A 14432-nucleotide genomic window follows, 5' to 3' on the forward strand; every position below is an offset into this window, starting at 1 on the left:
CAGCATGACTTTATCATCCGTTTGGCATAATAAAAGATGCTGTAAGTATATGAACAAATGGAGATGATAAATGATTGCTGCCGCACACAATTTCGAAACTGAGAAAGTTGAACAATTCCTCTCTGCAGTCAAAAATTCAATCCCCCTCTGGGTTATGGGAACTGAAGAACTTTCCCACCAAAATGGATTGATCAACGTCTTTCAGCACCTTTCATCCGGTAAGCCCATGTTTGAGGAAGTCAGTGCAGGACTGTCACTGCTTGCATGGCAGCAGAATCCGTTGGACCGTTCCGCAGCTGTACGATGCATGAGCTTAAACGAAACATCCTGCCCCGCTGCTCGGCTGGGGATGCTGCAAACGTTGATTAAAACCCCGGTATCGGAAATACCTCTCCAGGACCTCGACAACCTCCTTCAGGCGGGCGACCATGCCCTGATTATCCGTCATCTTTTTCCTCTGTTACGCGGCGCGGACGGATTAAGCTGGCTGACCCATTCATGGGATACCCTCCTGCGCATGGGCAATGCGGAACTTCCGCGCACAGCTCTTGAGCTGGTCAATTGGAGTGAAGAATTAATACAACTTAAACAGAGACTTAAAGCGCAGTACAATTTTTTATACAGTTCACCGGAAGAAACTTTTCAGGCCTTAAATGAACTGGACCGCGATATCTGGTCATTATGGCTGGATTATATGCGCAGTGAATTGCTGATCTGTACCGGACAAAATGAAGAAGGTACGGCATTACTGGCTGAACTTTGGAAAAACAATATATGGAATCTGAACTGGGGACAAAAACTGCACGGGCAGCTTAACCCGATCGACACTTCAAACGCCCTCGTCAATTCTGAAGAGGTCGCCATCCTGCTCTACTCATGGAACAATGGACAGCTTATTGAAAATACGCTCAAGAGCGTAGCAACATCTAATATAGGAAACGCGCGGGTCTTCGCCTTGAACAACGGTTCTGACGACAGCACAGGACAAGTAGTCAATGAGGCGCAGTATATTTTCCGCACGGAGTACTACAAACCGATACATCTGCAAGTAAATGTGGGTGCTCCCGCAGCACGAAACTGGCTGCTGGCAGAGCCGGAAGTACGCAAGTCCAAGTGGGCTGTGTTTCTGGATGATGATGTGGAACTGGAACCGAATTGGCTGGAAGAGCTGCTGGCAACCGCACAAAGTTACGGAAATCCCGGAGCTGTCGGCTGCCGTATAACCTCCACCGGGGCACCAAGATCATTGCAGTCGGCAGACTATCATCTATTCCCGCCCGGAAACGGAACCTCACAAATTGAAGGACTGACCGAGCGGATCATGGTATTTGACAGCTGTCGTAACGGTTTTGATTACGGGCAATTTTCTTACACCCGTCCGGCAATGCACGTATCAGGCTGCTGCCATATGCTGAATATGGAAGCAATTCGCCAGTGCGGAGATTTCGATGTACGTTTTAACCCTACCCAATTCGATGATCTTGAACGAGACCTGCGTGCAGCTTTAGGCGGCTTTGAACATGTATATGCCGGTCAGTTACGCATCGGACATATCCAGCACTCAAGCTTGGCCAAGGCAAGTAACGTACGTTCTATGGCGCAGGTTTTCGGCAACAAGATAAAACTGGAAAGCAAATACAGCGAGCATGACCTGAACGTCCTTTTTGGAAAGGATCTGGCCATGCTCTGGCAGGATGCTGAACGCAAATGGAAAGAGCTTGCAGAAGCCCTTACACCGAGATAGCTGAAAAAACTTTATCAGCTATCTGGCTAACCATTCGGCAGTCAACTTTTCCATCTCTTCAGGAGTAAAAGACGGATTATCGTACATGCCCTTGGCAAAACGCTGGGAAAAGCCGTGGTAAAGAATCAGCGCTGCGGCAACGGATACGTTGAAGCTCTGAATCATGCCCTGCATGGGAATATAGACTTCATCCGGTACCAGTTCCGCAAGTTCCGGGGCAGTTCCGCTATGCTCATTACTAAGGATAACAGCAGAAGGTTTGCTGAGATCAAAATCCATAAGCGGCCTTGCTGTCTCGGAAAAACCGGTTCTAAGTACCTGATATCCCTGATCGCGCAATCCACCGACCATCTTTACAGGATCAGTATGTTTGGTACGCTCTACCCATTTCTTCCCTGAAGCAGAAGATTTTTTTGCAAGTTCGGGCCATTGTGATACAGTATAATACAAATGTATGCCGTATATGCCGAAGGCATCACAGCTTCTAAGGATGGCCGAAACATTGTGGGGATCCCATACATTGTCAATAATAAGGGTGAAATCCTTCTGGCGCTTTGCCAGAACATCCCTGACCCTTGCTTCTCTTTGAGGTGTTCTCTGTCTTTCCATGGCGTACTGCGTACCCAACCTTTTGCAAGTTTGCAAGGGTTGACCTGAAACAGGTTACAGCGCGACAAAAGCAAAACATGAGCAACCACATTTGATTGATTTAAAAAAAATGATGTGTAATGATTTCAGAGGATATATATTTCACGGAGGCCTTAATGCGTGCGCTGATTGCTGAGGATGAATTTGTAGGGCGAAAACTACTATCGACCTTTCTTGCTCCACTTTTCGTGATTGATGTCGCGGTAAATGGAAGAGAAGCGGTTGAAGCATACAAACTGGCTTACGAAGAAGGTGACCCATACAGTTTGATACTTATGGACATCATGATGCCTGAGCAGGACGGACTTTCCGCTCTGGAAGAAATAAGAAGTTTTGAAAAAGAAAAAGGAATGGCCCAGCACTGCAAAGTCATTATGACGACAGCTCTGGACGACCCGAAAACAGTCATACGTTCCTTCCATGATGCAGAAGCATCCGCTTTCATTGTAAAACCCGTGAACAGAGAAAAACTTTACAAAGAGCTCAAGAAAATCGGGCTTATGAACAAATAGACATTTCCGGCAGATGGAGCACCACCTATGAGTGAAGACGATTCTCTTATTGAAGAATTCTTTTCCGAAGTAAATGACAAGTACTACCCGCAGGTACTTGAAGGAATCGACCTCCTCGATGAACAACGCATTGAGGAAGGCATTGAGGTGCTCTCACGCCCGCTGCACACCATTAAGGGGGTGACCGGGTTCATGTCCGGTTTTGAGCCGGCCTCAGTTTTTACCCACAAGGTTGAAGATTACCTGAAAAAAATGCAGGCAGGAGAGGTTGAGCATGATCTCATGCAGATTGCTCTTGCCATTGAATCAGTAAATACAATTTTCATGCTTATCGAACAGCTGCGGGAATCAGGCAGCTTCGACAAAGCCTTGACTGATGACATTGAATCAAGGCTTTCGGGAGAAAGTCAGAAAACCGGAGTAACAGACGAATCCGGCATCAATCCGCTTGAGATGGAGCAACTTCCCGATGCGCAGATATTCACCCTAAAAGTCAATAGATTATACAGTTCAGAACAATTGAAAATGGTGGAGAAAAGTCTACAATCAATAAATGATGGACAGAAAGTCCTTTTTGATTTTGGCATCACCATGTCTGTAGGTTCTGCATTTTTCGAGTTGATCGCCTCGTATTCAGAGAATTGCGACATAGGCATTACAGGCATGAACAGTCATTGTACAAGTACCTTTTATTCTTGGGGCTTCCAGCGCTACCTGACGGAATTTGACAGCAGGGAAAGCTTTCTGAATAACACTGGAGTTTGAGGATAATGAAGGACAGTATTTCCAGTTGCATAAGCCAGCTTCAAGAATCAATTATCAGCCTTGAGCACGGTTCCGGTGATATCAATGATGTGCTGAAAGCATTAGGGCTTGATAATGCCCAGATGCGATCAGCCCAGATAATCGCCCTTATGGATATGCTGAGTGACGGCATAACTCCCATCACGCCGGATCTGATCACCTCCCTGCTTGATATCGCTGAAGCCCAGAAAAAGTTTTTCTATTGCATCGGGGGGCTGCTTGATCAAGGCGGTGCCCCGGTTGAATCAAGAAAAGAAGCTGAACCTGTATGTGATCCTGAGTCCCGGGAAAAACTTGCTAGCGCACCGGATAAATACGAACAGGAAATGATGGCCGAGATGCTGGCCATGACAGGAGAAACTCCCCCCGAAGATGAAGGCTGGGAGAAAGTTGAAGCACAGCAAGAAGATTCGCCTGTTGAAACAGATGAAACACAGGAGCAAGCAACAGAACTGTCTGAAAAGATTGAAACTGAACCTGCTGCAGCTGCAAAACAAATTTCAGACGAAGAGGAAAGCACCAAGGTCCAGCCTGCTCCTGCAAAAAAGAAAGATGCTCAGGCTATTTCATCCATCCGGGTTTCTACCCAGCAATTGGATTCTCTGATTGAATTGGTTGGAAAACTTATGGTCACCTATGCAGTTATCGCGCAGACAAAAACTGACAATATTTCTAAAATTGCATCCAGTCTTTCCGAACTGGATAAAGTCATCCGCAATCTGCAATCTGAAGTGGATGAAATCAGGCTAGTACCCCTGAAACAGATTTTCATGCCAATGCACAGGCTGGTAAAATCCACTTCTCAAAAGCTCGATAAACGCATCAAATTCACCATCAACGGCGAAGAACTGGCTCTGGATAAAACTATCGTGGAATGCCTCAATGAACCGCTGGTGCACTTGCTGCGCAATGCGCTTGACCACGGCATTGAATCCACTGAAGACCGCCAGATGTGCGGCAAGGATGAAGTGGGAAATGTAAGCCTTAGCGCTTTCCGCAAAGGCGAATTTGCATACATTGAGATTGCCGATGACGGAAAAGGACTTGATGCCGACATATTACTCAGCAAAGCACTTGAGCGAGGTCTTGCTGATCCTGAAAAGGAATATGCCAAGGAAGAAATTTACGAATTTATTCTCCAGTCCGGCTTTTCCACCGCCAGTGCAGTCACTGACATTTCCGGACGCGGGGTTGGAATGGATGCGGTAGTCACTGCTATCCAGAACACTCTTGACGGTAAGGTTTCCATCTCCAGTGAACTGGGCAAAGGATCCACCTTTACTATTGCTATCCCCCTAAGCCGATCAGTAAACGAAGGTATTGTGGATGCTCTTGTTACAACGGTAGGACCGGAAACATTTATCTTCCCCAGCCGGGAAGTTCTTGAGGTCTATGAACCTGTTGAAAAAGAATTCACCGACCTTCCTGACGGCCGTGAAACTGTTTCCGTACGAGGTAAAGTTCATCCCCTTATTCGCATGTACAAGGTTTTTGACCTCCCGGCACCATCTGAAGAAGTCATCCCTAAAGTCATCCTCGTCAAAATGGGGGATACTGTTGCCGCAATTATGGTTGATGAAGTCCTGCGCCAGCAGAAGGCTGTTGTTACCGGATTCACCCTTCCAGTGAACTCTATCTACAAACTTCCGATTCTCGGCTTCGGAATGATGGGTGAACATGATGCCCTTGTGGTTGATACGGAAACCCTGATTGCTTCCTACATGGAAGCTGATTCCTAATCATTCTAAAGTATTGAACGTGAGTGCTGCGCTACTCACGTTCTTTTGCATTAAAAGAATCCCGCAAAAGTAGCCTGCCCTCATGGTCTTTCAGCTGGAAGTGAGATACCATTGCATTACGAAGCTGAAGATTTAGCCTGATCTATCCCTTTGAGGGGGGCAGAAAATGACCCATTTCATAAGAATTTTATTTTATTGTATATTTCTTTTATGCGCGACAACGTCTTTCGCTGATCAAGGGATTTTACCACAGGCAAGTGTAGCCACTGACTATTGGCCGCCTTTCAGAATCAAACAGCAAAATGATAAGCTGAGCGGAATTGATATCGACATGATGGCCCTGATTGGAAAGCGGATGGGAGTAGATTTCAGCATTACCCGAATCCCATGGCCCCGTTGCCTCTTATATATGAAAAGCGGCAAAAAAGACTTCATGACCGGAATTGCAAAAACCAGCGAAAGAGAAAAATATATAGTATACTCGGACACACCTTATTATTCATGTCGTCCGGCATTTTACTCTCTTAAAAACTCAGGATTCATCATTAATGAATATGAAGATTTGAAAAAAGTAGACGTAGGCTACACTCGTAATTCAGCATATTTCCCCAGATTTGACACTGACTCTTCTTTAAAAAAGATTGATAAGGACTCGGAAAAGCAACTTTTGGATATGCTGACTGCCGGCCGCCTTGATGTAATTATCGGTACTGATTGTCAGGTGGACTACGAACTCAATTTACGAAATCAGCAGGGAATAATTGTGAAGCAGCCTTACATACCTGATTATAGTATTGACCTGTACATCGGCGCATCCAAGAAATCCCGATGGAACTTCAGGATGCGAGAGCTGAACAAGGTACTCCGGGAACTGAAAGAAGAAGGCGCGATAAAAGACATCGCTGATAAATACCTTAATAAAAATTAAAAAAAGGCCATAATTTTCCAAGCCCGCAGGAAAAACTTTTCTCTGTGGGTTTTGTCTGCTATGCATGCGTGTTCACGAGAACGACAATAAACAGCGCAGGAAATAACAAGATGAAAAAAGCCATCCTTTTCGCAGCACACGGATCAAAAAACAGAGCCGCCAGCTCAGCTATGGGCAACATATTGAAGATGGCTAAAGAGGCCCACCCGGACATTCCGGTCTTTAGTGCTTTCACTTCCGGCCACGTGCTCAAGAAACTTCGTGAACAGGGCCAAAAGCTGCCGACCGTAAAACAAAATCTTGAGAATTTATCCGCAGAAGGATTCACCCATGTAGTGGTCCAGTCGCTGCACGTTATCCCCGGGACTGAATTCACCAACATCAGCAGATTGCTGGACCGTATCGAAAAAGGTGAAATTAAATTTGAAAAAGCATTGCTCGGTGAACCGCTGCTGACCAACGATCAGGAGATTGATGAAATTTCCGATATCATTCTTGATCTGCTGGAAGAACGTAATCCGCAAAAAGAAGCACTGATCCTGGTTGCCCACGGTTCCAAATATTCCGACAGCGGCAACTCCCTGTACGACAAATTCAAGGAAGTGCTGGAAGCAAAAGATAAGAACGCCTATCTGGGTAAACTTAACTCCGAAGGGGGCATTGAAAAAATCAGTGACCGCATTAAAGATTCCGGAGTAAAAAAAGCATACCTGCTTCCCTTGCTCTTCGGAGCCGGGAACCATGTAAAGAAAGATATGGCCGGAGAGCATAAAGACTCATGGATGAACATCGTTGCTTCCCGCGGTATTGAAACAATACCAGTTGCAAAAGGAATTGGTGAATTTGATGTTTTTGCCCAGCGCTGGATGGACAAGCTTGAAAAAGCCATCAGGCAACTGGAAGAATAATCAGCCCATAAAAAAATTTGCTTCTTGATTGTCCCCCGCACCGCATATACATTATGCTGGTGCGGTTAATTTTTTTAAAGACTGAAAACAATGGAAAAAAAAATCATCGTGCATAACCATGACGGAGAAGTCATGGAACTCGCACCAACAGAAGGGCTGAACATTGCCCAAACCCTATTCCTGAGCGGAGCATTCCAAGGAGTGCCACTCTGTTCGGGCATGGGACGGTGCGGCCTGTGCAAGGTGCGTTTTGAATCCGATCCGCCAGAGCCGCGCAAGGAAGAGCTGCATAAGTTTTCCGCCGAAGAAATAGAATCCGGATGGAGACTATCCTGCCTGCATCAAGCAAGAGCAGCCGAAATATTTCTGCCTAAACCGGAAAGGGTCGTTCCTAAAGTTTCAGATAAATTTTCCCGCGAACTAACCGAAGATCTTGCTCTTGCTGTTGATCTCGGAACCACCGGAATGCACTGGGCTTTCACGCTTAACGGAGAAACCGTAAAATCAGGGCAAGAGCTGAATCCTCAGATCGGCCTTGGCAGTGAGGTTATGTCCCGGCTGGCCTTTGCCGCAAAACCGGAGCAGCGCAAGATTCTTTCCAGATTGGTTACCGAGCGGCTACAATCTATAATTTTAGAAACGGTCCCGGTAAAAGAGCTGGTTGTATCCGGCAACCCTTCCATGACTTCCATCCTTGCACAGGATGAGGTGGAAAGTTTAAGTCGTGCACCCTACGCCCTGCCTGACAAGGGGGGTAAACGGGTAAAACTTGACGCAAAGCTTCCTGAAGCGTACATCCCGCCACATCTGGCTCCGTTTGTTGGAGCAGATATAACCGCCGGGATCGTGGCTCTGAATTTTTCCGAAGTAAAAGCGCAGCCGCCATATCTCTTCGCTGATCTCGGCACCAACGGCGAATTCGTACTCTGCCTTTCCAAAGAGGAATACATTGTCTGCTCCGTACCTATGGGGCCGGCCCTTGAAGGAGTAGGCATGAGCAATGGTCGTACAGCCGGACCGGGGGCAGTGTCAGCTTTCACCCTGACCCCGTTAGGACTTACGCCGGCAATCATAAAAGCAGAGACTGCGGAACAAGAACAAAAGCCCGGTATCACCGGGACAGGTTACCTCTCACTATGTTCCCTGCTGCTCAAATCAGGTGTGCTGACCCGCGAAGGACAATTCGGTCCGGGAAACACACCCTTTGCCGCTAAGCTGGCTGACAAGATGACAGAAATAAACGGGACTCCGGTCCTTGATCTGGGTTACGAGGGACTTACCCTTCCGGCCCCGGATGTGGAAGAAATTTTAAAAGTAAAAGCGGCCTTCAACCTCGCAATGTCAGCCCTGCTGGAGAAATCCGGGTTGGCACCTTCCGATCTTAAAGAACTGATCCTCGGCGGGGCAATGGGGCAGCACGTAAATATAAATGATCTGGTAGCAACCGGATTCATCCCTGCGGAAAGCGCTGCAATAACCCGCGCCGCAGGCAACACCTCCCTCAAGGGAGCAATAGTTTTAACACACAATCAAGAAGCAAGGGATTTCGCCTCAAGTCTGCCCGCACGTTCCGAAGTTCTGGAACTTGCCGGAAGCAGCGATTTCGGACAGAAATACCTTGAGAGGATGATTTTCAAATATGTCTATTAAAGTAAGCTCACTTTTCCCCCTGCCGACCAAGGAAGTATCCAAAGAGTTGGATAGCTATATAAAAATTTTACAAAAAACCGTTCCCCTTAAAGCCAAACACAGCCACGAACTTAAGTACGCTATCCGCGATCTCTCCCGTGACCTGACCGGAGAACGTTCCAACCTGTCTAACGACTACATGGGCGATCCGCGCAGCCTGAACGCATACCTGCGTTACTTCCTGCCGTGGAACCTGTACCGTCTTGCCCGTCTCTTTCAGGGGCTGGATATCAAACTGCCCGACAACGGCGTGGTCGTGGACCTCGGAGCAGGCCCGCTGACAGTTGCACAGGCTTTGTGGATCGCAAGACCGGACCTGCGCGAAAAGAAACTGACCTTCATCAACGTGGACCGCACTCCCAAACCCATGCGCGAAGGCAGCCGTCTTTTCGAAGCATTGGCCGGAGAAAAATCCCCGTGGAGAATGGTTAACGTCAAAGGCGGATCCACCTCCAAAATACGCGAGAAAGCACATCTGCTGGTCACCGCCAACATGGTTAACGAAGTCTCGTCCGGCACACGCACCCCGCTTCCGGTTTGGGCGGAAAAATTCTGCCTGTCCATGGTCCACAAGCTGGCCCCGGAAGGTCGTATCCTGATTATCGAACCGGGTATCCGTCGTTCCGGCAGGGTTCTTTCCGTTATCCGTCAGGAGTTCGTGGAAGCAGGTTTCCCCATTCTCGGCCCCTGCACTCACACAGAGGAATGTCCTATGAGTGGCGAACAGGGCAAAGCATGGTGTCATTTCAACTATGATTCCGAACACGCCCCGGCATGGCTGCAAAAACTTTCAGCCCAATGCCGCCTTGAGAAGGACAATGTTAGCCTTAGCTTCCTCTATGTAGGTCTGCGGAAAGAAGAAGTAGAAGCTCCCCGTGAAGGCGAAATGCTCATCCGTGCCATATCCGAATCTTTCCGACTCGATGAAGGCGGATTCGGTCAATATGGTTGTGCGGCACAGGGACAGATTCTGCTTTCAGCACAAGGCGGAGCAAAAACCTTGTATCCCGGCGGACTTATCGGTATGCCCATTCCTGAAGAGGAAAAACGGGACGAAAAATCCGGTGCACTGATCGTGCCCCTGCCCATGCGTGAAAACGACAGACGCAAACGTGAAGAAAAGGCAGGCAAGCCGCAGCAGGATAAAGAATCACGGGACCGCAAGCCCGGACACCGCAAAGACAGAAGATAAAAAATGCCTACGGCGGCTTAAACCCTTTTTGAAAAAAGGGTTTAAGCATCCCAAAAACTTTCATTTGGGCTTCGCCATTATTAACGCAAAATATAGCGATATATAACCTCATGGAATTTATTGATCTTGGATTAATCCCCCACGGGGAAGCTGAAAGAATTCAACTGGAACGTTTGAAACAGGTGATGGAAGGAACTGCTGAAGATGCTCTATATTTGTTGGAGCATCCTCCAGTGGTTACTTTGGGTCGTCAAGGCGGACTGGAAAACCTGCTCATCAGCGAGGAAGCTCTCAAAGCAATGGGAGCAGAGGTAGTCCAGACCGCAAGGGGCGGCAATATCACCTGTCATTACCCCGGACAAATGGTGGTATACCCTGTCATGCGCATTGAAAAACGGCGCGGCGGAATCAAAAAATTCTTCTTTGATATGGAAGAAACAGCGATCCGCACCGCTGCCCGTTTTGGTGTGCAAGCAGCCAGAAGTGAAGGTAGGCCCGGGGTCTGGGTTGGTCCCGGCAAGCTCTGCTCCATAGGCATCGGGGTCAAGAAATGGATCACCTATCACGGCTTGTCATTCAATGTTTCCAGTGACATGAAACTTTTCGACGCCATCACCCTCTGCGGGCTGCACGGCGCACATCCCACTTCCCTTTCAAGAGAAGCGGGCAAGGAAATTTCTACCGAGGAAGTAAAAAATGTCTTCAGAGAAGAATTCGGAAAAGTATTTACGGATACCGCCGTGGCTGCGAGTTAAGCTGCCTACTGGAAGAACTTTCAACGATACCAGCAAAATGCTGGATGATCTGGATCTGAACACGGTCTGCCAATCCGCAAAATGTCCCAACTGCTGGGAGTGTTTCTCCCGCAAGGTGGCTACATTCCTGATCATGGGCAATAACTGTACCCGCGACTGCGCCTTCTGTAACATCTGTCCCGGTCAGATCGAACCGCTTGATGCGGACGAACCGCGCCGTGTGGCAGAAGCAGTAACGCGTCTGGGCCTGAAATACGCTGTCATCACTTCTGTTACCCGCGATGACTTGGACGACGGTGGTGCAGCCCACTTTGCGGAAACCATCGAGCGTATCCGCACCGAGCATCCAGAATGCAAAATTGAAGTGCTCATCCCGGATTTTCAGGGCAACCTTGATGCGCTTAAGACTGTAATCGCTGCCAAGCCGGACGTGATCAACCACAACGTGGAAACACCGCCCGAGCTGTACTCGGAAATCCGCCCGCAGGCCGATTACAAACAGAGCCTCGAACTCATCGAAAGAGTCAAACAGCTGAGCGATATCCACGCCAAATCAGGACTCATGGTAGGTCTCGGCGAAACGGATGAGCAGGTCTATCAGGTTATCGACGACCTCGCAGCCATCAATTGTGACATCATCACTATCGGCCAGTATATGCGCCCTTCAAAAGCACATCCGGCAGTAAAACGTTACGTGGAACCTGCTGTTTTCGATGAATACGCCGAATACGGCAAAAAGCTCAATGTGCCGCACATGTTCTGTGCGCCGCTGGTGCGCAGCTCATTCAACGCCGCCGAAGCGTTTGACAAGCTATAAAAACAATTAATTTCAGCCTGTTAATAAAAACGGAACTTCCGCTACGGAAGTTCCGTTTTTTTTGCGTACTGCCGCCACCCAATCACAAAAATAACCTAATCTATTATTCATACTGACAACAAATCTCGAAAGCCAAACAACACACCGCAAAAATTATACAATAATAACAAAGCCTTCATCCACACATTAAGCTATTTATAAAAACTAGTAACACTCAAACAAATAGTGATCTCCTCTTTACAAAAAAAACAAAAACACGATATCCATAAAGCAAAGATCACTTATACTTAAAAAGAAAAAGCAAGGAAAACTATGATCCCGAAAATTCTCTTTATCGACAACGACAAGAATATTCTGGATAGCTTTAGAGCTACTATGCACGGCCTCCGCAAGGAATGGAAAAGCTACTTTGCCTCCACCGGACAGGAAGCACTGGACAAGCTTGGCAAGGCTGAATTCGATATTGTCATCAGCGACACGAAAATGCCGGACATGGACGGAAGTGAATTACTCCGCAAGGTTGCTGAGATACAACCGGATACTATCCGCATAACGCTGTCCGGGCATTCGGATATGCAATCATTGCTGAAATCGGCAAAGCATACTCATCAATTCTTGAGCAAGCCCTGCAATACAGAAGTCTTAATCGGAACCATCCGTAAGATGATGGAACTGCGTCCAGTTCTCACAGACCACAAAGTCAGGGAGATTATAACCGGACTTGATACTCTGCCGGTACTGCCGGATTTATACATCGAAATTACCAATGAATTAAACAAGCCGGAACCGAATCTGCAAAAACTGGGAGAACTGGTCAAAAAAGATCCGGGCATATCCACAACACTCCTTAAGGTGGTTAATTCCTCTTTCTTCGGCTTCTACAATTCCGTTTCCAGTCCTGCGCGAGCCACTATCCTGCTTGGGACCGACGTTCTCAAAGGATTGATCCTAGGGGTCCATTTCATTCAAAAACTGGATAAGGATACCCTCGGACCGTATTCCATCGAAAAACTTTGGGAGCACTGCCTGCAAACCGGTTACCTTGCTAAAGAAATCTGTGCATTTATGGATAAGGATGAGCAGACGGTTACCAATTGTTTCGTGGGGGGACTGCTACACGACATCGGTAAGTTCGTTTTTATCACCGAGATGAATAAAAAATATCAGAAAGTGCTGGAACATGTCCGTGAATTCGGCGGTCCGGTAATTGATGTGGAAAAAAAGATTCTTGGTGTAAGCCATGCGGAAGTGGGGGCATACCTGCTGGGTTTGTGGGGATTTAATGAAGAAATCGTTGAGATGGTTTACTATCACCATTCTCTTGACAACTGTGGAGAGATATTCACCCCTACGCACGCAATTCATGCCGCAGACACACTTCAACACGAACTTATACCTCACAGCAAAGGCTATATCTTTTCAGAACTGAATACAGACAAAATGGCTTTAGCAAATCTTTTAGATCACGTTAACGATTGGCGCGCTGTATGCAACAATCTGCTGGAGACAAACAAAGATGAAGAATAGAGTTCTCTTTGTAGACGATGAACAGAACATACTGGATACTTATAGAGCACTACTGCGCAAAAGATTTAAAGTAGATGTTGCACTGGGCCCTGAAGAAGGTATTGCAAAAGTTAAATCATCGGGACCTTATGCAATTGTTGTTTCCGACCTGAAAATGCCCAAAATGGACGGGATCACCTTTCTGACCAAAGTAAAGCAACTGTCCCCTGACACTGTCCGGGTAATGCTCACAGGACATGCCGATCTTGAAGCTGCTATTTCCGCAGTCAACGAAGGATCGGTATTCCGTTTCCTGACCAAGCCAAGCTCCATTGACGAAATGATCCGCACGCTTGAAGCGGCAATGAAGCAGTACTCTCTCGTAGTCGCCGAGCGGGAACTGCTTCGCGGCACTTTGCGCGGTAGTGTCAAAGTCCTTACCGACATTCTGTCATTAACCAACCCGGAAGCCTTTGGGCGAAGCGAAAGAGTGCGACGCCTTGCCGGATACGTAGGACAGAACTTAAACCTGAAACAGACCCTGTACCTGGACCTTGCGGCCATGCTGGGGCAATTGGGCTGCATTACCCTCCCGGAATCTGTGCTTTTAAAAGTGTTCACAGGGGAAACTCTCACTGCAGAAGAGCAGCAAATTTATGACATGCATCCATCTGTTACTGCGGGCATGCTTTCCCAGATTCCGCGGATGGAAATCGTTTCTCAAATCATCCTGCACCAGAATGACCGACTGGACGATAATCCGACCATGCCGATTGAATCACGGGTATTGAAAGCCTGTCTGGATTACGATTCACTCATCCAGCAAAAAACAGATAAAATGGACGCAATCGCCATTTTACGTGGCATGGAAGGGATTTACGACAACAAGGTTTTAGATGTTCTTGAAAAAGGAACTGCCGGGGAAGATGGCTATGTGCGCCGGGAAATTGAACTGGGAGAACTCAAAAAAGGAATGATTTTGGATGAAGGCCTCTGGAGCGAAGATGAGGTACATCTGGTTGCCGAAGGAACGGAGATAACTGAAACCGCAATCATCAGGATTAACAACTTCAGTCGAGCTAAAAAACTCCCACCCAGAATCCGGGTTCTTGTTCCGCTTAAATATATTGACTAGACTTGGCAGAATCCAGTTAAACCGGACAAATATAAAAATTAAATTCCGCCAGCAG

The 14432-nt window shown here is 47.4% G+C and carries 13 protein-coding genes; 12 read left to right on the forward strand and 1 reads right to left on the reverse strand.

All coding sequences use genetic code 11. The features are described 5' to 3' along the window. Positions 1-70 precede the first annotated feature (70 nt). A complete protein-coding gene (locus DESAL_RS14165; protein WP_015852664.1) occupies positions 71-1744 on the forward strand; it encodes a glycosyltransferase family 2 protein in 1674 nt (557 codons plus the stop codon). Positions 1745-1762: 18 nt separating this feature from the next. Here DESAL_RS14165 and DESAL_RS14170 read toward each other — a convergent pair whose 3' ends face one another. Beyond that, positions 1763-2353: a TrmH family RNA methyltransferase gene (locus tag DESAL_RS14170; protein ID WP_015852665.1), complete on the reverse strand. Its 591-nt coding sequence runs from the start codon at positions 2351-2353 to the stop codon at positions 1763-1765. A 155-nt stretch (positions 2354-2508) separates the two neighbouring features. Between DESAL_RS14170 and DESAL_RS14175 the strand changes: the two genes are divergently transcribed. The 11 genes from DESAL_RS14175 (at position 2509) to DESAL_RS14225 (ending at position 14377) form a co-directional block, all read left to right on the forward strand. After that, positions 2509-2904: a response regulator gene (locus tag DESAL_RS14175; RefSeq protein WP_015852666.1), complete on the forward strand. Its 396-nt coding sequence runs from the start codon at positions 2509-2511 to the stop codon at positions 2902-2904. A 27-nt stretch (positions 2905-2931) separates the two neighbouring features. Continuing rightward, a complete protein-coding gene (locus DESAL_RS14180; protein WP_015852667.1) occupies positions 2932-3669 on the forward strand; it encodes an Hpt domain-containing protein in 738 nt (245 codons plus the stop codon). A 5-nt stretch (positions 3670-3674) separates the two neighbouring features. Then, positions 3675-5447: a chemotaxis protein CheA gene (locus DESAL_RS14185; protein ID WP_015852668.1), complete on the forward strand. Its 1773-nt coding sequence runs from the start codon at positions 3675-3677 to the stop codon at positions 5445-5447. A 166-nt stretch (positions 5448-5613) separates the two neighbouring features. After that, positions 5614-6375 carry a substrate-binding periplasmic protein gene (locus tag DESAL_RS14190; protein WP_015852669.1) on the forward strand — a complete coding sequence of 254 codons (762 nt, stop codon included), beginning with the start codon at positions 5614-5616 and terminating at the stop codon, positions 6373-6375. Between the two features lie 110 nt (positions 6376-6485). Further along, on the forward strand, positions 6486-7283 hold the full coding sequence (locus DESAL_RS14195; protein WP_015852670.1) for a sirohydrochlorin cobaltochelatase: 798 nt from the start codon (positions 6486-6488) through the stop codon (positions 7281-7283). Positions 7284-7373: 90 nt separating this feature from the next. Further along, positions 7374-8933, forward strand: a complete 1560-nt coding sequence (locus DESAL_RS14200; RefSeq protein ID WP_015852671.1) for an ASKHA domain-containing protein — start codon at positions 7374-7376, stop codon at positions 8931-8933. Further along, on the forward strand, positions 8923-10164 hold the full coding sequence (locus DESAL_RS14205; RefSeq protein WP_015852672.1) for a small ribosomal subunit Rsm22 family protein: 1242 nt from the start codon (positions 8923-8925) through the stop codon (positions 10162-10164). The genes DESAL_RS14200 and DESAL_RS14205 overlap by 11 nt, the downstream gene beginning before the upstream one ends. Before the next feature lie 110 nt (positions 10165-10274). After that, entirely contained in the window at positions 10275-10919 is a 645-nt protein-coding gene (gene lipB / locus DESAL_RS14210) for a lipoyl(octanoyl) transferase LipB (protein ID WP_015852673.1), read from the forward strand. Next, on the forward strand, positions 10861-11736 hold the full coding sequence (gene lipA / locus DESAL_RS14215) for a lipoyl synthase (protein ID WP_015852674.1): 876 nt from the start codon (positions 10861-10863) through the stop codon (positions 11734-11736). The genes lipB and lipA overlap by 59 nt, the downstream gene beginning before the upstream one ends. Before the next feature lie 312 nt (positions 11737-12048). Beyond that, entirely contained in the window at positions 12049-13263 is a 1215-nt protein-coding gene (locus tag DESAL_RS14220) for a response regulator (protein ID WP_015852675.1), read from the forward strand. Continuing rightward, positions 13253-14377: an HD domain-containing phosphohydrolase gene (locus tag DESAL_RS14225; protein ID WP_015852676.1), complete on the forward strand. Its 1125-nt coding sequence runs from the start codon at positions 13253-13255 to the stop codon at positions 14375-14377. The genes DESAL_RS14220 and DESAL_RS14225 overlap by 11 nt, the downstream gene beginning before the upstream one ends. Positions 14378-14432 lie beyond the last annotated feature (55 nt).

It is taken from the genome of Maridesulfovibrio salexigens DSM 2638 (assembly GCF_000023445.1).
GTDB lineage: Bacteria > Desulfobacterota > Desulfovibrionia > Desulfovibrionales > Desulfovibrionaceae > Maridesulfovibrio > Maridesulfovibrio salexigens.

Bases quoted from the DNA above. Each gene is read 5' to 3' on its own strand.
- DESAL_RS14165 (WP_015852664.1), top strand. From the start codon at position 71: ATGATTGCTGCCGCACACAATTTCGAAACTGAGAAAGTTGAACAATTC.
- DESAL_RS14170 (WP_015852665.1), bottom strand. From the start codon at position 2,353: ATGGAAAGACAGAGAACACCTCAAAGAGAAGCAAGGGTCAGGGATGTT.
- DESAL_RS14175 (WP_015852666.1), top strand. From the start codon at position 2,509: ATGCGTGCGCTGATTGCTGAGGATGAATTTGTAGGGCGAAAACTACTA.
- DESAL_RS14180 (WP_015852667.1), top strand. From the start codon at position 2,932: ATGAGTGAAGACGATTCTCTTATTGAAGAATTCTTTTCCGAAGTAAAT.
- DESAL_RS14185 (WP_015852668.1), top strand. From the start codon at position 3,675: ATGAAGGACAGTATTTCCAGTTGCATAAGCCAGCTTCAAGAATCAATT.
- DESAL_RS14190 (WP_015852669.1), top strand. From the start codon at position 5,614: ATGACCCATTTCATAAGAATTTTATTTTATTGTATATTTCTTTTATGC.
- DESAL_RS14195 (WP_015852670.1), top strand. From the start codon at position 6,486: ATGAAAAAAGCCATCCTTTTCGCAGCACACGGATCAAAAAACAGAGCC.
- DESAL_RS14200 (WP_015852671.1), top strand. From the start codon at position 7,374: ATGGAAAAAAAAATCATCGTGCATAACCATGACGGAGAAGTCATGGAA.
- DESAL_RS14205 (WP_015852672.1), top strand. From the start codon at position 8,923: ATGTCTATTAAAGTAAGCTCACTTTTCCCCCTGCCGACCAAGGAAGTA.
- lipB (WP_015852673.1), top strand. From the start codon at position 10,275: ATGGAATTTATTGATCTTGGATTAATCCCCCACGGGGAAGCTGAAAGA.
- lipA (WP_015852674.1), top strand. From the start codon at position 10,861: ATGTCTTCAGAGAAGAATTCGGAAAAGTATTTACGGATACCGCCGTGG.
- DESAL_RS14220 (WP_015852675.1), top strand. From the start codon at position 12,049: ATGATCCCGAAAATTCTCTTTATCGACAACGACAAGAATATTCTGGAT.
- DESAL_RS14225 (WP_015852676.1), top strand. From the start codon at position 13,253: ATGAAGAATAGAGTTCTCTTTGTAGACGATGAACAGAACATACTGGAT.